Source organism: Pseudoalteromonas sp. BSi20480 (assembly GCF_000241365.1).
Lineage (GTDB): Bacteria > Pseudomonadota > Gammaproteobacteria > Enterobacterales > Alteromonadaceae > Pseudoalteromonas > Pseudoalteromonas marina.
The window spans coordinates 30,551-50,693 of sequence record NZ_BADX01000001.1 but is presented as its reverse complement, the minus strand read 5'-3'; the positions used below and the strand labels follow the sequence as shown (position 1 = coordinate 50,693).

Genomic DNA, 20,143 nt, shown 5'->3' with positions numbered 1-20,143 from the left:
TATGAAGCTATACAGTTATTTTCGCTCATCAGCTGCATACCGAGTGCGTATTGCGTTAAACCTAAAAAAAATTGACCATGAGTTGGCAATTGTAAATCTTTTAAAATCAGAGCAGCTTGAGGAGGATTACTTAGCGCTAAACCCACAAGGGCTTTTACCAGCCCTTGAAACAGATGAAGGTGTACTTGGTCAATCATTAGCTATTTTAGAATGGCTTGATGAAACATACCCACAGTCACCATTAATTAGCGGCTCTGCTTGGCAAAAAGCCCAAATAAGAAACTTAAGTTTTGCAATAGCGTGTGATATTCACCCAGTGAATAATTTGCGAGTACTTAAGTATTTATCGAATGAATTAAAAGTAGACGATGATGCTAAAAACACTTGGTACAAACATTGGGTTGAAGTAGGTTTTGATAAAATAGAAATACTACTTGGAGACGACGATTACTGTGTTGGAAACAAGCCAAGCCTTGCTGATGTTTGCTTGGTACCTCAGGTATTTAATGCTATTCGTTTTAATGTAGATATGAGTCGTTATCCAAAAATTGCAGCCATTTATGAACGATGTAATAAATTAGCTGCGTTTAATGATGCCGCACCGCAAAATCAACCCGATGCGACCTAAATACTGCCGAGCTTAATTTTTGAGCGCGCTATGAATAATCGTAACGTGCTCAATTAAATCTAAACCCAAATCCGTTAAGTAACCGCCATCAGGGCTATCTATAACACCTTTATCAAATAATCGTTGTGCTGCTTCTATCAAGCTTGCTTCTGCGTCAGAATGTAATTTGATACCCTGCATTTTGCTATCAAGCGGAAACTTTGCAAGTAATGTGAATTCATCTATCATCAGCTGGTTAAATTTCATGTGTGTGTACCTTTTATTGTTCTGTTTATTTCTTAGTGTGTAATATTACACTAGCATGTTTTTTAGCATTACGTACTATTTTTAAAGTCAATTTTAGGAGAATGTTATGCGCCCATTAATAATTCTATCCGCCTGTTTTTTAAGCTTATCACTCTCGTTATTTTGTAATGCCGAGCCGCATAACAGCCGCACTTTTGTGAACGCAAGTCAGTTAACTCAGCACCAAACAATGTGTTGGTACGACGACAAACGCTATAGTGAAGGCGCATTAATTAGCGTTGATACGTTCAATTTACTGTGCGGTGCCAAAAACCCCAACCAAACCAATAGCGCATTAATGTGGCTTAAGCTCAATGAGCAAGGGAAAGTTATTTACCCAAATCGACCTAAAAAGATTACAGTGAAATAGCCTGCTTATTGTATTTAAGCTACAATAAGCATAGTTTAAATAAGCAGTATGGCTATGGATAATCAACCTAAAAACCCACTACATGGGATCACACTAGAACAAATATTGGTCGAGTTAGAGCAGCGACTTGGCTGGAAAACGCTGGGGGAACAAGTAAAAATTAAGTGTTTTACGGATGCACCAAGCATAAAATCTAGCTTAAAATTTTTACGCAAAACCCCTTGGGCCAGAGACAAAGTTGAAGCGTTATATATCCATACAATAAATAACAAACCACTTCGCAAACCAAAAAGCGCACCTCGTAAAACAACAAACAAGGCTCCAGATACAACTGACTTTGTTTGGCCATCAATAAAAAAGTAAAATATAAATAAAGGCGCAGTTTATTGCGCCTTTATATTTTAGATTCGCTAAATTTCTTTACTGATCACGTTAAGCGATGCTGGCAGTATTTCAATCACAAGCCTATTAGCCGTTTTCACCTCGCCATCGATGACATATTTAATCCCATTATCTGAAGATATTTCGACTTTTTTAGCATTTGTGTGTTGAGAGTTAATGGCTAAATGACTTTGCGTTATACTGCTAAACATAAGCTCGGCAATACTCAGTACCGTAGTGGAATTTTCTTTATTGGGTATAAGCCAATTTATATCAAGTAGCCCATCACTGTGATTAGGCTGCCCTCCCCCTTGAGCAAGTAGCGTTGTAAACGGTGCTGCATTAGCAACAACAAAACTGCTTGTTGTGATCATCATTGGGTCGTTATCGTCCAATTTTACGTTGAGCTGTTGCGATTTTTGTTCCGAAAACGCCTGAAGAAATCCTGTTAAATAAGCGAGTTGCCCAAATTTATTTTTAAATTCGCGGTCAGCTTTTTCAATCATTGCATGTTCAAAACCTATCCCGGCTAAAAGTAGCATTAAATCGTCATTACAATATGCTGTATCTATTAACGTAGATTGACCATCAATAATTAAATCACACGCTTGCTCTACAGGTATAAATTTTGAACTTATTCCCATTAAAACGTGAGCAAGCGCATTAGCAGTCCCGAGCGGAATAATACCTAACTTACAGGGTGTATTAACTAATACGCTCGCAACTTCCGCTACTGTTCCATCGCCACCGCAAGCAATAACAATATCAGGATTTTCACCAAGCGCTTGTTTGGCAAGCTCTATACCATTAATGTCTGGGCTTGTGGTCCTTACGGTTAAATCGTAATAAGTTGACAAGCGTGCAATGATAAATTGCTCTTTTTCTTGCCATATTTTTGTACCCGATACGGGATTTGCAATTAAAAATGCACGATTTTTAATTACTAGTTCGCCACTTTTATGTCGCTTTGCTAGGTGGCGCAGTTGGCGTTTATTTAGATTAGCGGTTTCACGTGTTTCTTTAATTTGGGCAAGCACATCATGCACGTCGGCGTGTTTATTTTGACTAAGTAAGTAAGCAGCCATTACAAACACTGAACGTCCGCGGCCCAACGCACAATGCACAACCACTTTATTGTTTTTTTGGATTTGATGATGAATCCAATTTATTGCCTGGTTAAGCTGAGAGCGTGTTGGCACGCTATGGTCAAGTACTGGAATATTTAAATAGTTAATACGCTCTTGTGTCGAGCTCCACTCTAAACCGTCAAACTCACAAGTAACATCTAATATAGCGGTAATATTATTGCTTTTTAACGTGTCTATATCCGAGGGAAATAAGCGGCATGCTAAAAAAAGGTTATCGTTAATTTGCTGAATTGGTGGCACTTTATCATGCTTACGCGACCATGCGTTGTACACTTGCGCCCCCAATAAAAAAGGAATAAACGCCCAGCGTATGTAAAATGGAATAACGCCGTTTTCTCGCTTTCTGAAAATTTTACCTATATTAAAAATGTATGCCCCACTGACCAATGACAGTGATAGCGCGGTCCAGTAAAAAAATAACGAAAAGTAAATTGAATTTATTTCCCACCCTATAAAAATAAGTACACACGCTAATATCAAATAACTAATTGCAGCCCACATAAAATCTCCATTTATATTTATTGCTATTCATTAATTAACAAACAGCTTTTATAATTGTGTTTGCAATTTACAAGCCACAAAACAGTAAAACGTACGGCACCACTTTTTTACTTATATTATTGATATTTAATAGCTATTTAAATACCGTATTTTTGGGGTTGTATGGACTTTGCTCTTTTTACACAATGGGTGTGTTAATTTTTCACACGTATCACAGTAGAAACTCACTAAGTCTTAGCTCCATATTAGTAAATCTGACTCACCAAGCTAATTTATTTTAAGTGTAACTTAGCGTGGCGACTCTGCTATAAACAAAAATCGGCTCAACCATTACAGATGCTTTTCTCTAATATAGTTTTTGAACTCACAGAATTATACCTAATAATAAACACAGATAGTCATTGCAAAAAAGAGCGAAAAGTATACTGTTGCAAGCTACTTAACTTTTTTGCATCCAAGTTCTAGCCTCAACCGTTTTTAAAAAGAGAATAAAAATAAATAGGATATTTATGGAAAACGATAATTTACTGTCTCTGTTATACGATACATCACAGGGTGATAAGCATGCATTTTCAACCTTGTATCAACAAACAAGCGGAAAGCTTTTTGCCATTAGCTTAAATATGCTTTCTAACAGAGCGCACGCCGAAGAAGTGTTGCAAGACGCATTCATTAAAATATGGCATAACGCTTCAGAATACAATGCTTCTAAAGGCACTGTCATAAGCTGGATGATAAGTATAGTAAGGTATAGAAGTCTGGATGCGTTGCGTTACAACAAAGTAAGAAAAGAGCAAACAATGGGAGATGATGACTTTGATATTCAGAGCGTAGATGTCAACTATGACGAAAATACTAAATTAGTAAACTGTATAGAGCAGCTTGAACCCCAGCAAAAGCAGGCCATTCATTTAGCTTACTATAAGGGGTTTAGTCACAGCGAGCTAGTAGACCATATAGAGTCGCCATTAGGCACAGTTAAAAGCTGGATCAGACGCGGGCTTACACAACTTCAGAGGTGTTTAACATTATGAATTATACAAAACCCGAGCTGTTAGACGCGCTAGCAGGACAATATGTACTTGGCACACTCAAGGGGCTGGCACGAAAACGTTTTCAGCGCTTGTTACTTAGCTCAAGCAAAGCACGTGAGGCAATTTTTATGTGGGAGCAAAACCTTAATAATCTAGCAAGTGCAATTACACCACAAGCACCTAGCGATTCTGTTTGGGAAAACATTTTGCAAGGTATTGAGTCAAAAACAGTGCCTAGTCAAACAGTGGTGCAAACTAAGCCGTCGATTTGGCAGACATGGTCGTTTATAGCCACCGCCGCGTGTATTGTGTTGGCATTTTTAGTCATTCAACCGGCCAAAGAAGTGTCGCAATATCAGCAAATTGCACTCGTGCAAAACCAAGATAAACAGTCGTTATGGTTTATTGAAGTAAACGAAGAAGCATTAACTATTAAAGCCAGTAGTCAATTAGTTGCCCAAAGAGATAAAGATTATCAACTATGGATGATTTTAAAAGGGCAAGATTTACCTGTTTCGTTGGGTATATTACCTAAACAAGGCGGTAAATTTTTGCTAAAAGATAAACGCTTTAACGCTGACGATATCTCACTACTAGCAGTCAGTTTAGAGCCTTTAGGTGGTTCGCCAAACGGCTTACCTACCGAGGTACTTTATACAACCGAACTCGTGCTTCTTTAATCCCTTGTATGGCTGCTTATATAAGCAGCCATTTTTTATTTAAATAAAATTTAACTTTTTTGCATCCAATCTAAATTCCCCCCCGTTATTAGCTATGACTTCTATTTAAAACTAAAGGAAAAAGTCATGAAAGCTTTAACACCATCAATACTCGCAGTAGTAATATGTAGCACTTTTATTAGCGCACCAAGTAACGCATCAAGTCACCGAGAAGCGCCAAATATTAGTCGCTTTCCGACCTTAGATTCTACCGACTTTTATGTATTTAATAGCTATGAACAAGGAAAAGAAGAGTACGTCACACTAATTGCAAACTATATTCCATTACAGGATGCCTACGGCGGCCCTAATTATTTTGCAATGGACCCAGATGCAACTTACAGCATACACATAGATAACGATGGCGATGCCGTTGAAGACATTACTTTTGCATTTGATTTCCAAAGCATGCTACCAAACGATAATCAAGGTGTGCAATTAGCTGTAGGCCCAGAAGGCAACCAGCGTACTGTTTCTGTGCCACTTAAAAATGTGGGTGGTGTATCAGCCGGTGATAATAGCGCAACTAATTTCAGTGAATCATATACTCTGAGTATGATTAATGGGCCGCAGCGCACAGGTGTTGCAACCTCATTAAATAATACCACTACGGGCACATCTACATTCAGTAAGCCACTTGATTATATTGGTAATAAAACATTTACCTCTAAAGCTGACTATCAAACTTACGCAGATCAATTTGTATATAATGTGTCAATCCCAGGTTGTGAAAGCATGGCACAAGTATTTGTTGGCCAAAGAAAAGATGCGTTTGTCGTTAACCTTGGTAAAACGTTCGATTTAGTAAACTACGTACCGGTAGAGGGCGACAGCGCTCCGGGTGCTGGTGATGCAGGTGGCTTCCCTGGAGGTATTACCCAATCGGCTGACAATGACGACCTTGCAGATAAAAACGTGACATCAATTGCTATTGAAGTACCAAAAAGCTGTATTGTAGGCGAAGGTAATGGCGTTATTGGTTCGTGGACCACTGCAAGTTTACCTCAAGCTCGCATACTAAACCCGAATGCTAAATTCGCTAATAATGCAGTTAATGGTGGTGCTCTTACTCAAGTATCACGTTTGGGTAATCCACTTGTTAATGAGCTTGTTATTGGCATAAAGGATAAGGATACTTTCTCGACAGCACACCCTAAAGACGATGGACAGTTTTTAGATTATGTATCTCATCCAGCCCTTCCTGAACTTTTAAATATTTTATTCAAGGATGCAGTTAATACGACACTTGGCGCTAACCTCGAAACATTAGCCCCAACAAACTTTCCTCGTACCGATTTAATTACTGCATTTTTAACTGGTTTTGCTGGTGTTAACCAACAAGCAACCGTCACTCCCTCTGAAATGCTTCGTTTAAACACAAACATCGCGGCAACAGCGCAAAGTGAGCAGTCTGCATTTGGTGTTGCAGGAAACGATTTAGCTGGCTTTCCAAACGGCCGACGCCCTGGCGATGATGTTGTTGATATTGCTCTGCGCGTAGTAATGGGTCGTTTATGTCATCCTATTCCTGTTGCAGGCGTAGATACTGACCTAGGCTTGTGTACTCCCGAAGATGCAAGCGTTGGTACAGTACCATTTACCGATGGCGCACCTGTTGATGCAACAATGATGGACTCAACCTTTCCGTACTTAGCTACCCCACTTGCGGGCTCTAAATAAGGAGTAAACTAATGCAACACTTAAAAATAACGCATATAGGTATTCTGCTTAGCGCATTAACGCTAGGAGCGTGTAGCAATGATGACGACAATAAAAAGCCGTTGCCTGAGGTTAATACAGCACCCTCAGTTAGCGACATCATGTTAACAACGCAAACGGAGGTGAATATTACCGACTCACTGACAGCCATAGATAAAGAAGGTGATTCACTTACTTATTCATTGGTCAGTGAGCCTTCATTAGGCATGGTAAATATTGACGCTGATGGCAACTTTACTTACACACCAAATAAAGAGGTTACGGGCACAGATAGCTTTACTTTTGGCGTATCTGATGGCGTTAACAGCCAAGTAAGTGCAATGGTTAATATCACTATTGAAGCTTTGCAAATCGACTTTGCTCAGTTTACTAGCGATGCATTTAACCAAGCACCGAATGCAGAGCCACTCTCTGTAAATGGAAGAGAGTTTACAAATAAAGACACAGATATTAATAATTTAATTAGTAATCAGTAAATAAGCTGACTGGCCATGGATGGCTATTTTAAGGATACAAATATGAAATCACCTCTAGTAAACCTGATGATTACATTAAGCTTAGTGTGCTCATTTGAGCTTTTTGCAGCGGCTTATACACCTAATGACAACGACGTAATAGCAGTCACTAAATCGGATTTAACTGCCTCACTATCGATAAATGAAATAGAAAATCTAGTCAATAAAAGTCAATTCGTTGGACAAACGGAGCATATGCAAGGGGTACTCAAAAACAGGCTCGCAGAAATATACTTAAATGAGCCAACGCCACAGGTAGGCTATTTATATGCACGCGTTTTACAAAAAGAGCATTTGTTTAATGATGCGATAACCATTGCTAATAGTGTTTTAAAAATAACGCCTGATCACAGCAACACTCATCTATTGCTGGCTAATTTGTACATGACACAAGGCCAGTTTGAACTTGCTAAACAGCATTGCTTAGCACTAATAACAAGGGTAAGCACATTAACGGCCAGTACTTGTGTATTAGATGTGCAAAGTCAGTACGGTAATTTATTAAGAAGTTATCAATCTTTAGTAAAGCTAACGAACAATAAGCCTATTGGACTCAATACAAAACATGTCCTAGCTGAAATGAGCTTTAGATTACAAAACTACACAAACGCATTAAAGCACCTTGAAAATATAAATTTAGTAAACTCTCCAGTAAGCCTAATTGCTTTATGGGCAGACATACAACTGGGCTTAAACAAGCCACAGCAAGTGATAACCAAATTAAGTAATTTATTAAAAGAATCGCACGATCTAGAAGATGCGCTTTTGCTGCGCTTAGCCATCGCAGAAAAAAACTAAACACAACACAATACAAATGGCAAAACGCCATGAAGCAACGAGTAGAGCTCAGAGAAATTCGCCACGACAGCTTTCACGCAAGTGACCTCGCCAACTATTATATTCACGTGCAGCCAAACAAATCTAAAGCCTTGTATTGGGCCAATATTAACTGGCAACAAGCTAAAATGAATATCGACCAAGCGCTGATTGTTCAAGCAAAAAGGATGTAAATGTTATGAGAATATTAATACGCGTATTTTCTATTATTTTGTTAAGCTTATTATTTTCAACAGCAGCTTTTGCGCACCAGTTAAGCACCGGCTACATTACGCTTAATAGCAACAATACAGCTCAATACAGCGGGAATTGGGAAATCAATGTTGCAGATTTAGAGCACGTTATAGCACTCGACTTAGACCAAAACGCCAACATTACCTGGTCTGAAATAAAAGCAAAACGCGACTCAATTAACGCATTTATAAAAAACAATCTTATCGCAGAACAAACTTGCGCACTCACTGTAAATAACAATTACCAGCTAAGTGAGCACTTTAATCAGCCTTACTTGGTATTACCTGTGTCATTTTCGTGTTTAACAAATAACGAGATTACGCTTAAGTATTCAGCCTTTTTTCAAGATGACGCAAATCACAAGGTCATTGTTAATGTGAATAACATAGCACGTGTGTTTAGTATAAATGAGCCTAGCCAAACCTTTAATACTAAGCAGTCGAGCTATTTAGATACCTTTACAGAATATGTGTATCAGGGCGTATTACACATTTGGATAGGCATCGATCATATTTTATTTTTAATTGCGCTATTACTAACTTGTGTTTTAACCCGTGATAAAAACACCTGGCAGCCCATTAGCTCTAAAAAACACATTATCAAACACACTGCCTGGATTGTTACAGCATTTACACTTGCTCATTCTATAACGCTTACAGCAACAGCGCTTGATTTAGTATCTCTCAATACTCGCTGGGTTGAACTAATTATTGCAATTTCTGTATTGTTTGCAGCCCTTAATAATGTTTGGCCCGTTGTTTTGCGTTTAGGCTGGCTGACATTTGCTTTTGGGTTACTTCACGGAATGGGATTTGCGAGTGTACTTGGTGAATTAGGTTTGTCGAGTAACTATCAATTAATGAGCATATTGGCATTTAATTTAGGGGTAGAGATAGGCCAACTAAGTATTTTATTAGTAGCGTTGCCTTTATTAATTGCATTTAGAAAAACCGCCTGGTACGTAAAATGGTTAATGCCAGCAGGGTCTATAGGTATTGCTGTTGTGGCTCTAAACTGGTCTATTGAACGCTTTTGAACATAACTACACCTATTCGATTACTTAAATGATCTATTTTGAAGATGGAAAAACGTCTTGATAGCTAGGAAAAGAATTCGCTATTTAGTTGTTATCGGCAATTGCTCCTGCATTGCTCTACCTTCTGCATTCATGCGGTCTTAAATGAGAGTTTTTTAACGTAAATAGCGAGACATTTAGCCCCACAAAATGATTAAGTATTATTGCGGGTTGGTATTACTTTAAACGGTTGTTAATACTATAAACCCGCTAATATAGCGGGCATATAGTTTATGCATTTTAATAGCACTATTTTAATCTTCAAACGGCATTAACAACGTTTTCATCGCTGGGCGAAGCGCAATTAAAACTGTCTCTTCGGTAAGTTCGGGGTAAAGCACTTTTCGCAAAAGTAAGCCTGCCATTACTGAAAAAATAACATTAATACGGCTATCTAGCTCTACCTCATCTATGTCTTTTATCACACTGCGCTCACTTATTAGCAATTGGCGCATTCTATTTCGCGCTTGCGTGTCAGCATCACGTAATAGTTTAGCTACCTTTACGTTTCTACCAGCTTCAGCGAGCATTTCTAAATCAACCGCACATTCACCGGTATCCATATGCCTTTGAACGCCGATATTTAAACCGTTCAATAATACTGTGAGCGTATCTTCTGGTTGCCCTTCAAAATGCTCAAATATAGAAAACATTTCTTCCATATCTTTTTCAATAATACTTTCTATAATGGCTTCTTTACTTTCAAAGTAGTTATAAATATGCCCGGCACTCATTCCTGCTGTTCTGGATATTTCAGCCATACCTGCAGCATGAAAGCCTTTACGACGAAAGCATTCAGCCGCCGCAGTTAAAACCTGATCACGACGCGCTTTGGCTATCGCTGGATCAGTCTGTCTTTTAGTTTTCATACAAAGCTCCACTGCCAAGTGATTAGACTCGACAATAAGGCAAATACTTAATCATTTTGAAATACGCCTTTCACTCATAAATAAGTATTTAGCCCTATATAAATCTAGTTAATTAGCTGCAAGAAGGTGTTTACAGCTAAAGCCCTTACTTAGTTGGTTTGATCGCTTTTCTCCCAGCCACCGCCCACTACTTTATAAAGGCTAATTTGGCTAGCTAACAAAGCCTGTTGACCCAAAATTTGCTGTTGCTGTGCACTGTACCAGCTGCGTTGTGCATCAAGGACTTGTAAATAGCTATCGACACCTTTATCGTAACGCGCCTTTGATAGCGAAAACGTAGACTCTCGGCTTTGTAGTAACATATCAAGTGCGCTTAATTGCGCTTGATAGCCTTCGTTGTCTGCTAACGCATCGGCGACTTCGCGAAATGCTTGCTGAATTTTTTGCTGATAAGTAACTACAGCAATTTGTTGGTCGGCCTTAGCAACATCTAGCTGAGCTTGGTTTCTGCCCATATTAAAAATAGGTAAAGTAACTGATGGAATAAAACTCCACGTACCCGAACCTGCATCAAATAAATCACTTAAATCGTTAGAGGCAGTACCCGCATTAGCGGTTAAGCTAATACTGGGATAAAAAGCAGCACGCGCTACACCAATGTTGGCATTAGCGGCCAATAACTGATGTTCTGCTGCTTTAATATCTGGGCGTTGAGTTAATAAATCAGAAGGTAAACCAACCGGTATTTTAGGCAACGCTAATAACGAGTCCAGCACCTTATTTGGCAGAAGCTCAGGACTTACTGGTTTTCCTACTAATAAATCAAGTGCGTTTTTATCGCGCTTTAATAAACGTTTATACGTTGCAATATCAACCTTTGCGCTGGCAACGGTACTTTTCAATTGCTCTAACGTAATTTTAGATGCTGCGCCTAAATCAAAACTTTTTTGAGTAAGCCCAAGCGACGCTTGTTGCGATTTTAACGTTTCCTCAGCAAGCCCAAGTAACTGTTGATCGGTTGCATAATTAAGCCACGCATTAGCCAGCTCTGCTACCAGCGACACTTGCGTACTGTATTGAGTAAGCTCAGTAGAGTATAAATTTTGCAGTGCTTGTTGAGTTTGGTTACGAACCTTACCCCATATATCTAATTCGTAAGAGGTAATACCTACAGTAGCACTGTATTGCGAGCTTATACTCGCCTCATCAGTACTTGTTAAACTTGCAGGCAGACGCTGGCGAGTGCCCGAACCATTAACATTTAAGGACGGATACAATACTGAGTTTTCTATTTGATACAACCCACGTACCCGCTGTACATTGAGCATCGCAATTTGCAGATCTTTGTTATGCTCAAGGCTTTGACCTATAAGCACCTGTAATTTTTTATCGCTAAAAAACTGCTGCCACTTTAATGTGTTAACTGTGGCTTGCTCTGTTTGAACTGAATACGTTTCGGGTACTGGCAGCGCCAAATCTTGCTGTTCAGGTGCCAACTGGCATCCACTTAAAGCAGCCAACGTAAGCACACTCAACGAAAAAGTTTTTATATGCATTATGCTGTCTCCTCGTTAGTGTTTTTTTCTTTTGCAGGGAATACACGGCGTACTAATACAAAAAACAGCGGCACAAAAACAACAACCAAAATAGAAGATGCGAGTGTTCCACCAATAATTGAAATGCCTAATGCGTTTTGCGCACCAGAGCCTGCACTTGATGCAATGGCGAGTGGAATAACACCACAAATAAAGGCCATTGAAGTCATTAAAATTGGGCGTAAACGCAGCCTTACTGCAGCCACAGCCGCTTCAACTAAATCAAGCCCTTCGTCCATTTTATGGATAGCAAATTCCACAATTAATATGGCATTTTTAGACGCTAACCCTATCGTAGTTAATAAGCCCACTTGCAAGTAAATATCGTTTGATAATCCGCTACCCAATGCAGCCATAGCAGCACCAAATATACCTAACGGAACAATCATCATAACCGCAAACGGTACCGACCAACTTTCATAAAGAGCCGCTAAACATAAAAATACAAATAACAACGACAAACCATACAATAAAGGTGCTTGGCCGCTGCTAGAGCGTTCTTGAAATGAAATACCGGTCCATTCAGACGAAATACCATTTGGCAGCTGTTTTACCAAGCGCTCCATTTCATCCATTGCTTGTCCTGTGCTGTAACCAGGTGCAGCGGTTCCTTGTATTTCCATTGCTGAAAAGCCATTGTAACGCTCTAAACGCGGCGAACCATAAGTCCAATAGGCCGTTGCAAAGGCAGAAAACGGAACCATATCCCCCTCATTATTACGTACATACCACTTATTTAAATCTTCAGGCACCATTCGAGATTCAGCATCGCCTTGCATGTATACTTTTTTAACACGCCCACGGTCAATGAAGTCATTTACATAACTACTACCCCAAGCCGTAGCAAGGGTGTTATTAATATCGGTTTGCGACACACCCAATGCTTGTGCTTTAGCTAAATCGGTATCGAGTTGTATTTCTGGCATATCTTCTTGACCATTAGGGCGTACACCAGCCAATATTGGGCTTTGGCTTGCTAAACCTAATAGTTGATTACGTGCTGCTAAAAGCGCATCGTGGCCCAAACCTACACGGTCTTGTAAAAATATATTAAAACCATTTGCTGTTCCCAGTTCTACAATTGCTGGTGGTGGAAAAGCAAACACAAACGCTTCTTTAATACTGGAAAAGTACCCCATAGCTTTACCTGCTACACCTTGTACAGATAAATCATCACGTTGGCGTTCATCCCAATGCTTAAGATTAACAAACCCTATTGCTGAGTTTTGGCCAGAACCTGCAAAGCTAAACCCGGTAACAGTAAAAATACCGTTTACTGCTTCAGATTGTTCGTTCAAGTAGTGGTTTTCTACTTTTTTAACCACTTCAAGTGTTTGCTCGGTTGTAGAACCCGCAGGTAACGAAACTTGGTTAAATAATATGCCTTGGTCTTCATCTGGTAAGAATGCGGTTGGTAAATTTGAAAACACATAAGCCATTCCACCTACAATTAAAAAGTATATAACAAGGTAGCGTTTAGCATGTTTGATCATACGGCTCACAAAGCTTTGCGCACCCGAATTTGTTTTGTCGAACCCGCGGTTAAACCCTGTAAAAAATTTACCAAATAACGACTTATCATTATGAACATGGCTAGGCTTCAAAAGCGTTGCACACAGTGCCGGCGTAAGTATAAGCGCCACAAGTACCGATAACCCCATAGCAGAAACAAGGGTAATTGAGAACTGACGATAGATTATGCCCGTCGAGCCGCTAAAAAAGGCCATCGGGATAAATACAGCAGAAAGCACCATTGCAATACCAACAAGCGCGCCTTTAATTTCGTCCATTGATTTGCGGGTTGCATCAAGCGCTGAGAGTTTTTCTTCGGTCATCAGTCGCTCTACGTTTTCTACAACAACAATGGCATCATCAACTAGTAAACCGATGGCAAGCACCATGGCAAACATGGTCAATGTATTAATTGAGTAACCAAAAGTGTATAAAATACCAAACGTACCCAGCAATACCACTGGCACTGCAATTGTTGGAATAAGCGTTGCTCTAAAGTTTTGTAAAAACAAGTACATAACAACAAACACCAACACAACCGCTTCTATAAGCGTATGAATTACTTTTTCAATTGAAAGCGCCACAAATGGTGTAGTGTCGTAAGGCACAACCGCTTCAAGTCCCTCAGGAAAAAATGGCTCTAATTCAGCAATGGCATCTTTTACACCCTGCGCAGTATCAAGCGCGTTGGCGCCACTGGCCAATTTAATCCCTAAGCCAGAAGCTGGTTTTCCGTCATAACGCGCGACAACCCGGTAGCTTTCTCCTCCTAGCTCAACACGGGCAACATCACTCAACTTTACAAAAGAGCCATCTGCATTGGTTTTAACTAAAATATCTCTAAATTGCTCAGGAGTTTGTAAGCGGCTTTGCGCAGTCACAGTCGCGTTGAGTTGCTGTCCCGCAACTGCAGGCATAGCACCTAATTGCCCAGCCGACACTTGTGCATTTTGAGCACTGATAGATGCACTTATATCTGCAGGCGTTAATTTATAGTTTTGAAGCTTAGCCGGATCTAACCAAATACGCATTGCATACTGCGAGCCAAATAACTGTACTTCACCCACACCTTCAACACGCGAAACAATGTCTTGCACGTTTGATGACACATAGTCGCCAATATCAATGTTGGTCATGCTGCCATCTTTAGACATAAACGCATAAACCATCAAAAAGTTACGGGCTGACTTTGCAACCACAACACCTTGCCTTTGCACGGCTTCAGGTAATAGTGGCGTTGCAGTAGCTAACTTGTTTTGTACTTGAACCTGAGCAATATCAGGGTCGGTTTCAGCGCTAAACGACAGTGTGAGCGTTGCTGAACCGCTAGACTCTGACGTTGACGACATGTATAACAAGCCATCTAAGCCTTTCATTTTTTGCTCTATAACTTGTGTAACAGTATCTTCGAGCGTACGCGCCGATGCACCTGGGTAGGTAGCCGTAATACTTATTGCTGGCGGCGCTATAGACGGATACTGCGCAATAGGTAAACTTTTAATTGCTAATATACCTGCTAGCATCACTACTATGGCAAGTACCCAAGCAAATATAGGTCTATCGATAAAAAATCGTGACATGTAAATTCTCCGTTATTGCGCTTTAGCAGTTTGAACTTCAGATGGGCTAACTGGTGCGCCTGGGCGAATTTTTTGCAGCCCTTCTACGATCAGTTTATCGCCTTCCATTACACCATCGGTTACAAGCCAATTAGATCCAATGGTGCGATCTGTTATCAAAACGCGGCTCTCTACAGTATTGTTTTTGCTAACAACCATTGCGGTAGGTTCACCTTTCGAATTTCGACTAACACCGCGCTGTGGAACTAAAATAGCGTCGTTTTTAACACCTTCAACAATTGAGGCGCGAGCATACATCCCTGGAAGTAGTAACTTTTCAGGGTTAGGAAATTTAGCGCGTAATGTAACCGAGCCTGTACTTGGGTCAACTGTCACCTCAGAAAACTGTAAAGTGCCTTTATGAGAATATAAAGAGCCATCTTCCATAGTGAGTTCAACATCGGTTTGACTGGTTGAATCCACACTTAGGTCGCCCGAAACAATCGCTTTTTTAAGCTTGGTTAATTCGCTACTCGACTGCGTTAAATCAATATAGATAGGATCAAGTTGTGTAACTGTTGCCAAAGAAGTGGCTTGGTTGGCACTTACTAACGCACCTACGGTGACATTCGATTTACTAATTTGCCCACTAATAGGCGAAGAGACATGACTGTATTCTAAATTAATTTTTGAGGTTTGCAGCTGCGCTTGAGCAGTAAGGAGTTCTGCTTTTGCTTGCTTGTAGGCTGCATCAGCCTCATCGTAATCTTGCTGGCTAACCGCTTTAATTTTTAATAATTCACTATAACGAGACGCTTTAGCTTTACTGCTTGCAATGCTTGCTTCAGCGCGGGCAACAGCAGCTTCACTTGCCGCTAAGTTAGCCTCAAATGTAGCAGGGTTAATTTGATAAAGCGCTTGGCCTTTTTCTACTTGAGACCCTTCGGTAAATAAACGTGATTGCACAATACCGCTTACTTGCGGGCGTATTTCTGCAATTTGAAATGCACTAATACGTCCAGGCAACTCTTGCCTTAAAGTTAGCGATTGTTTTTTAAGCGTAATAACCCCTACCGGCACAGCTTTAGGAGCAGCTGCCTGCGACTGCTCTGTCACTTGGTCACAACCAGTCAACGCAACTGAACCTAGGAGAACTGAAAATACAAATAAAGCGGTGCTAGAACGCTGCATGTTAAATACCTTTAATTTAGAATGAACGATCATTCTAAATTAAATTTTAGTGAGAATACATCTTAATAAGCCGATCTTTACACAAAATTACACTCAACTATGCGGCCTCATACTTAATCACCAAGTAATGTTAATAAGGCTTTTATAATAAACATTTACACCTACAAGCTAACTATAATGCTCAGCGCACTGTATTTTTTAAAAATAGAAAAGTGCTTACGCAAAAACCTACTTTGTTTAAATTAAAGCCTAGAAGTACATAGTGAAGAGATTTTAATATTATATTTCAGTTAATTAGAGGTATGAGTCATTTAGCCAGATACCCATTAGGCCATAGCCAAATACAATTGTTGTAACAAACAATTTGATAAACTTTTATTAAACAAAAAAGCCAAGGCGAGCTTGGCTTTTTTATTCATGACGTGGTTAAGCGTTTATAAAGTGATTAGGATGGCAAGCTTTAAACTAATCTAGATACAAGCAATTGCTCTACACGAATACCTTCAACATCAACAACTTCAAATTTAAAGCCCGCATAACTAATGTGTTCAGCGCGTTTTGGTATACGCTTCATTGTGTAAATTAAAAAGCCTGCCACCGTCTCAAAATGTATTTGCTCTGGGAACTCCTCTATATCAAGCACTTTAGCTAAATCGGTAATTGGCGTCAGTCCGTCAACTAACCACGAGCTTTTATCTCGCTCGATTATTAGTTCATCCCCTTGGTGAGTTATTAAATCTCCCATAAAGCCTTTCATTAAATCTTTTACAGTAACAATACCAACAAGCAGCGCGTATTCGTTTACTACAATAGCAAATGGTTTAGCGGCGCTTTTAAATGCATTTAACGCCTCTGATAAACTTAAGGTTTCTGGTAAGTAAAATACATCGGTATCAACTAATTCGTCATTGATGTTAGCAGCTTCACCTTTGAGCACTTGGCGTAAAATATCTTTTGATTCAACAGAGCCATGTAATTTGTCTAAGTTACCCGTCACAACTAAAAAATGATTATGCGGGTGATCAATAATTTTGGTCGCAATGTCATGGCTACTTTCGTTTAAATCAAAGTACACAATTTGATCCCGCGGCGTCATTACGCTTGATAAAAAGCGTGCTTCTAAATCAAAAACATTACCTATTAAATCATACTCTTGTTTTTGCAAACTACCATACTCAGCGCCAGCTTCCATCATAGCAACAATGTCTTCTGTGGTTACATTATCTTCACGCTCTGCGGGGACTTTAAACAGTCGCAGTACAAAGTTAGTTACGCCATTAAAAAACATCACTAAAGGCGTTAATGCAAATGTAACCCAACGCATTATGTTAACGACCTTAACGGCGACAGCTTCTGGCATGATCATCGCTAATCGCTTTGGCATTAAATCGGCGAATAAAATAAATAACGAGGTAATAGTAAAAAATGAGAATAAAAAGCTAATTTTCTCTACATATGCACCCTGATAAAATAAAACCAATACTTTTTCAACGTATGGCGATAATGCTTGTTCACCTACAATGCCACCTAATATAGCGATAGCATTAAGTGCTATTTGTATCATGGCGAAGAACGCGCCCGGATTTTCTTGCAGTTTTAATACCGCAGCTGCATTTAAACTGCCTTCGTCTGCCATTACGCGAAGTTTTATTTTTCGTGACGCTGCAATTGCTATTTCCGACATAGCAAACAACGCACTGATCAAGATCAAGAGACTAATCCCGATTAAATCACCCATTTAACGCTCCAAAAAGTTAGCGCTTTTTATATAAAAAGCAGCTGATTATAGTCGCTTTTTTAATCGCAGCAATTGATATTTTTACTTTATATTTTAGTAATTATTATTCAAATAGTTAGGCAGTTTTAAACGATTAATTTAGAGGGTTATTGAGGTCAAATGCGTGGGCTAATTTCGTAATTATTTGTGGATCCATATTTGCATTACAGGCAAAGTACAAAGGAGCTTGCGTAGTATTTAAGTCAAATACCGGTTCGAGTAAATTTAACTTCGGTTCTGTTTTAAGGCGGTAATTAAATTGTTTTTTACTAAGCACCACAAAATCAAGAATTTCACGGCGTGTGCTTATCAACTTATCTATCTTATCTAGGTTATCGATAAGTAACAAATGACGGTTTTCATTAAAGCCGCGTTCTCGTAAGTAGTGGTGGCTAAAATTGTCTTTGAGTACAGCAATTTTATAACGCTTAGCGTCATTTAATGTATTGAGTTTGATGCCACGAGATTTGAGGGCAAATATTGCTGACTCGAATGGTTCAAGCTTTGAAACCCATACAAACTTGTCTTCTCTTTGAGGTAACCGAACAATCGAAAATATACAGGTGTTTTTATCTCGCAAAGCGGCGTTGTATGACACAGTCCAATTATTAGCAGATAAAGAATAATTAATATCGGTCTTATCTAGTGCATTTTTTACTTTTTCAACAGAGCGACCGGCCAACTTATTATTTGCATCAATATACTGAAAGTCAGGAAACACCTCCGTCACTATGTTAATTTCGTGTGCTTTTACCGTCGAACACAACACGCAAAGTAAAAAAACAAATCCCTTCATTGGGTAAAAGCCTCAACTAAATTAGTGCAACTATTCAATAAATATAGTTGAGGCTTTGTAGACTGCTAGTTTTGAGTATTTAATAAAATAAGATTAAGCCAATAGCATTAGTTTTGAAGCACTTATTTATTCATCGCATTAATTAAAAACGCTGAAATTTTTGCGCCTTCTTTTAATGTTGTCTCAGAACTTGCTTGGCCCACAAGTGAACTGTCGGTAAATGGTGCTATTTCCATCATATCAGCGCCCGTAATTGGAAATTCATCGGCAATGGCTGATAAAATGTCTAGCGCGTGCTTTGGTGTTAAACCGTTATCTTCAGGTGTACCGGTTGCAGAAGCAAATTCGGCATCGAGTGCGTCAATATCAAAACTTACATACACTTCATCAACATTATCCGCTTTTAGTTGCGCGATAGTCTCTGCAGCAACAGCGGCTGCACCGCATTCAATAATTTCATGCGCCCAATGTTGCTTAACCCCAAATGTGTTTTCCCAGTGTGATTTTGGTTTTCCACTTGAACGTATACCAAATTGAATTAAGTGATGGGGTGCAGGTAAAAACTCTAAAATATGTGTACACCAAGAGCCAAAACATAAATCTATACCCAAACGCTCCACAAGCAAATCGGTGTGCGCATCAAAGTGAATAATAGCTGTGCGCTTACCTTGCTCACGCTTAGCTTTTAAATACGCTTTGGTTAATGGATAACTAATAGAGTGGTCGCCACCAATACCAAAAATACCCTTATCTTTGAACGTCGCGTAAAAGCTGTCGCACACATCTTCAGTAATTGATAACGGACTTACGTAGTAGTCGTTATTTTCGTTTCCGTATAGCGCTTTTTGGCAATTAGAAATAGTTGTGTCGTTTAGGTATTTGTCATGTAACAAATGCGGAATAACACGCACATCACCTAAGTCGAACGAATGACATTCAGGGTGCTGATCAATTAATGCTGAGCGAACAAACAAAGGCCCCCAATTGGCACCACGTAAAATACCGCCACCACAATCAGAACTAATTCCAAGCATTACCGCTTTATGGGGAGAGTGTGGCAACTCATTTAACGATTCGCGCCATAGCGTATCTACATTTTCGGTTTGACCATACAGTTTATTTCGAAGCGCCGCTTTTCGCTCTTTTGCAGTATTAACGGTAAAAACACCATCGCCAGGAGCACATAAGCAGTGCTCTACTTTACTATTAAATGCTTGAATTTCTTGACTCATAATAAATCCTTATGAATTATTCTGTGCGTATTTTAGTGATTATTTATGCAAAACGATTAAACAGGCCTAAACTTTAAATAATTAAAAAATTAAAAATTATCTTTGTCTGTATCATTAAAAACCCTTTCAAAATCAACTTAAAATAAAATAATAAGCAACTGATATT

19 protein-coding genes are annotated in these 20,143 nt (G+C 39.3%); 10 read left to right on the top strand and 9 right to left on the bottom strand.

Annotated elements, in window-relative coordinates:
- Window position 1 precedes the first annotated feature (1 nt).
- Window positions 2-628, top strand: coding sequence for a maleylacetoacetate isomerase (gene maiA / locus P20480_RS17180; protein WP_008126256.1), 627 nt, complete (start codon window positions 2-4; stop codon window positions 626-628).
- Window positions 629-640: 12 nt separating this feature from the next.
- On the opposite strand, the gene P20480_RS17185 is transcribed toward maiA, so the two are convergent.
- On the bottom strand, window positions 641-874 hold the full coding sequence (locus P20480_RS17185; RefSeq protein ID WP_008126254.1) for a TIGR02647 family protein: 234 nt from the start codon (window positions 872-874) through the stop codon (window positions 641-643).
- A gap of 106 nt (window positions 875-980) precedes the next feature.
- On the opposite strand from P20480_RS17185, the gene P20480_RS17190 reads away from it, so the two are divergent.
- A complete protein-coding gene (locus P20480_RS17190; RefSeq protein ID WP_006791676.1) occupies window positions 981-1,283 on the top strand; it encodes a DUF1496 domain-containing protein in 303 nt (100 codons plus the stop codon).
- A gap of 54 nt (window positions 1,284-1,337) precedes the next feature.
- A complete protein-coding gene (locus P20480_RS17195; RefSeq protein WP_008126252.1) occupies window positions 1,338-1,646 on the top strand; it encodes a VF530 family protein in 309 nt (102 codons plus the stop codon).
- A 47-nt stretch (window positions 1,647-1,693) separates the two neighbouring features.
- Here P20480_RS17195 and P20480_RS17200 read toward each other — a convergent pair whose 3' ends face one another.
- Window positions 1,694-3,313, bottom strand: a complete 1,620-nt coding sequence (locus P20480_RS17200; protein ID WP_008126249.1) for a diacylglycerol kinase family protein — start codon at window positions 3,311-3,313, stop codon at window positions 1,694-1,696.
- Between the two features lie 509 nt (window positions 3,314-3,822).
- On the opposite strand from P20480_RS17200, the gene P20480_RS17205 reads away from it, so the two are divergent.
- The 7 genes from P20480_RS17205 (at window position 3,823) to P20480_RS17225 (ending at window position 9,407) form a co-directional block, all read left to right on the top strand.
- Window positions 3,823-4,347 (top strand): sigma-70 family RNA polymerase sigma factor, encoded by a 525-nt coding sequence (locus tag P20480_RS17205; protein WP_008126247.1) that lies wholly within the window; start codon window positions 3,823-3,825, stop codon window positions 4,345-4,347.
- Window positions 4,344-5,027 (top strand): anti-sigma factor, encoded by a 684-nt coding sequence (locus P20480_RS17210; protein ID WP_008126246.1) that lies wholly within the window; start codon window positions 4,344-4,346, stop codon window positions 5,025-5,027. The genes P20480_RS17205 and P20480_RS17210 overlap by 4 nt, the downstream gene beginning before the upstream one ends.
- Window positions 5,028-5,153: 126 nt before the next feature.
- Complete coding sequence (locus P20480_RS17215) at window positions 5,154-6,746, top strand: DUF4331 domain-containing protein (RefSeq protein WP_008126244.1); 1,593 nt, start codon at window positions 5,154-5,156, stop codon at window positions 6,744-6,746.
- An 11-nt stretch (window positions 6,747-6,757) separates the two neighbouring features.
- On the top strand, window positions 6,758-7,261 hold the full coding sequence (locus tag P20480_RS17220; protein ID WP_008126242.1) for an Ig-like domain-containing protein: 504 nt from the start codon (window positions 6,758-6,760) through the stop codon (window positions 7,259-7,261).
- 42 nt (window positions 7,262-7,303) lie between these two features.
- On the top strand, window positions 7,304-8,098 hold the full coding sequence (locus P20480_RS17420; protein WP_008126239.1) for a tetratricopeptide repeat protein: 795 nt from the start codon (window positions 7,304-7,306) through the stop codon (window positions 8,096-8,098).
- Between the two features lie 29 nt (window positions 8,099-8,127).
- Complete coding sequence (locus P20480_RS19685; RefSeq protein WP_008126237.1) at window positions 8,128-8,310, top strand: hypothetical protein; 183 nt, start codon at window positions 8,128-8,130, stop codon at window positions 8,308-8,310.
- Between the two features lie 5 nt (window positions 8,311-8,315).
- Window positions 8,316-9,407 (top strand): HupE/UreJ family protein, encoded by a 1,092-nt coding sequence (locus P20480_RS17225; RefSeq protein ID WP_008126235.1) that lies wholly within the window; start codon window positions 8,316-8,318, stop codon window positions 9,405-9,407.
- Window positions 9,408-9,700: 293 nt separating this feature from the next.
- Here P20480_RS17225 and P20480_RS17230 read toward each other — a convergent pair whose 3' ends face one another.
- The 7 genes from P20480_RS17230 to P20480_RS17260 form a co-directional block, all read right to left on the bottom strand.
- Window positions 9,701-10,315 (bottom strand): TetR/AcrR family transcriptional regulator, encoded by a 615-nt coding sequence (locus P20480_RS17230; protein ID WP_008126233.1) that lies wholly within the window; start codon window positions 10,313-10,315, stop codon window positions 9,701-9,703.
- 149 nt (window positions 10,316-10,464) lie between these two features.
- Window positions 10,465-11,871, bottom strand: coding sequence for an efflux transporter outer membrane subunit (locus P20480_RS17235; protein ID WP_008126231.1), 1,407 nt, complete (start codon window positions 11,869-11,871; stop codon window positions 10,465-10,467).
- The gene (locus tag P20480_RS17240; protein ID WP_008126229.1) at window positions 11,871-15,002 is read right to left on the bottom strand and encodes an efflux RND transporter permease subunit; all 3,132 of its coding nucleotides are present in this window, start codon (window positions 15,000-15,002) and stop codon (window positions 11,871-11,873) included. The genes P20480_RS17235 and P20480_RS17240 overlap by 1 nt, the downstream gene beginning before the upstream one ends.
- A gap of 12 nt (window positions 15,003-15,014) precedes the next feature.
- Window positions 15,015-16,172, bottom strand: coding sequence for an efflux RND transporter periplasmic adaptor subunit (locus tag P20480_RS17245; RefSeq protein WP_008126227.1), 1,158 nt, complete (start codon window positions 16,170-16,172; stop codon window positions 15,015-15,017).
- Between the two features lie 460 nt (window positions 16,173-16,632).
- Window positions 16,633-17,910 carry a polyamine export protein PaeA gene (gene paeA / locus P20480_RS17250; protein ID WP_008126225.1) on the bottom strand — a complete coding sequence of 426 codons (1,278 nt, stop codon included), beginning with the start codon at window positions 17,908-17,910 and terminating at the stop codon, window positions 16,633-16,635.
- Window positions 17,911-18,043: 133 nt separating this feature from the next.
- The gene (locus P20480_RS17255; RefSeq protein WP_008126223.1) at window positions 18,044-18,745 is read right to left on the bottom strand and encodes a substrate-binding periplasmic protein; all 702 of its coding nucleotides are present in this window, start codon (window positions 18,743-18,745) and stop codon (window positions 18,044-18,046) included.
- Window positions 18,746-18,867: 122 nt separating this feature from the next.
- Window positions 18,868-19,977, bottom strand: a complete 1,110-nt coding sequence (locus tag P20480_RS17260) for an arginase family protein (RefSeq protein WP_008126220.1) — start codon at window positions 19,975-19,977, stop codon at window positions 18,868-18,870.
- Window positions 19,978-20,143: the final 166 nt, after the last annotated feature.

Excerpts from the sequence above, each read along its gene's own strand:
- maiA (WP_008126256.1), top strand. The coding sequence starts at position 2 with ATGAAGCTATACAGTTATTTTCGCTCATCAGCTGCATACCGAGTGCGT.
- P20480_RS17185 (WP_008126254.1), bottom strand. The coding sequence starts at position 874 with ATGAAATTTAACCAGCTGATGATAGATGAATTCACATTACTTGCAAAG.
- P20480_RS17190 (WP_006791676.1), top strand. The coding sequence starts at position 981 with ATGCGCCCATTAATAATTCTATCCGCCTGTTTTTTAAGCTTATCACTC.
- P20480_RS17195 (WP_008126252.1), top strand. The coding sequence starts at position 1,338 with ATGGATAATCAACCTAAAAACCCACTACATGGGATCACACTAGAACAA.
- P20480_RS17200 (WP_008126249.1), bottom strand. The coding sequence starts at position 3,313 with ATGTGGGCTGCAATTAGTTATTTGATATTAGCGTGTGTACTTATTTTT.
- P20480_RS17205 (WP_008126247.1), top strand. The coding sequence starts at position 3,823 with ATGGAAAACGATAATTTACTGTCTCTGTTATACGATACATCACAGGGT.
- P20480_RS17210 (WP_008126246.1), top strand. The coding sequence starts at position 4,344 with ATGAATTATACAAAACCCGAGCTGTTAGACGCGCTAGCAGGACAATAT.
- P20480_RS17215 (WP_008126244.1), top strand. The coding sequence starts at position 5,154 with ATGAAAGCTTTAACACCATCAATACTCGCAGTAGTAATATGTAGCACT.
- P20480_RS17220 (WP_008126242.1), top strand. The coding sequence starts at position 6,758 with ATGCAACACTTAAAAATAACGCATATAGGTATTCTGCTTAGCGCATTA.
- P20480_RS17420 (WP_008126239.1), top strand. The coding sequence starts at position 7,304 with ATGAAATCACCTCTAGTAAACCTGATGATTACATTAAGCTTAGTGTGC.
- P20480_RS19685 (WP_008126237.1), top strand. The coding sequence starts at position 8,128 with ATGAAGCAACGAGTAGAGCTCAGAGAAATTCGCCACGACAGCTTTCAC.
- P20480_RS17225 (WP_008126235.1), top strand. The coding sequence starts at position 8,316 with ATGAGAATATTAATACGCGTATTTTCTATTATTTTGTTAAGCTTATTA.
- P20480_RS17230 (WP_008126233.1), bottom strand. The coding sequence starts at position 10,315 with ATGAAAACTAAAAGACAGACTGATCCAGCGATAGCCAAAGCGCGTCGT.
- P20480_RS17235 (WP_008126231.1), bottom strand. The coding sequence starts at position 11,871 with ATGCATATAAAAACTTTTTCGTTGAGTGTGCTTACGTTGGCTGCTTTA.
- P20480_RS17240 (WP_008126229.1), bottom strand. The coding sequence starts at position 15,002 with ATGTCACGATTTTTTATCGATAGACCTATATTTGCTTGGGTACTTGCC.
- P20480_RS17245 (WP_008126227.1), bottom strand. The coding sequence starts at position 16,172 with ATGCAGCGTTCTAGCACCGCTTTATTTGTATTTTCAGTTCTCCTAGGT.
- paeA (WP_008126225.1), bottom strand. The coding sequence starts at position 17,910 with ATGGGTGATTTAATCGGGATTAGTCTCTTGATCTTGATCAGTGCGTTG.
- P20480_RS17255 (WP_008126223.1), bottom strand. The coding sequence starts at position 18,745 with ATGAAGGGATTTGTTTTTTTACTTTGCGTGTTGTGTTCGACGGTAAAA.
- P20480_RS17260 (WP_008126220.1), bottom strand. The coding sequence starts at position 19,977 with ATGAGTCAAGAAATTCAAGCATTTAATAGTAAAGTAGAGCACTGCTTA.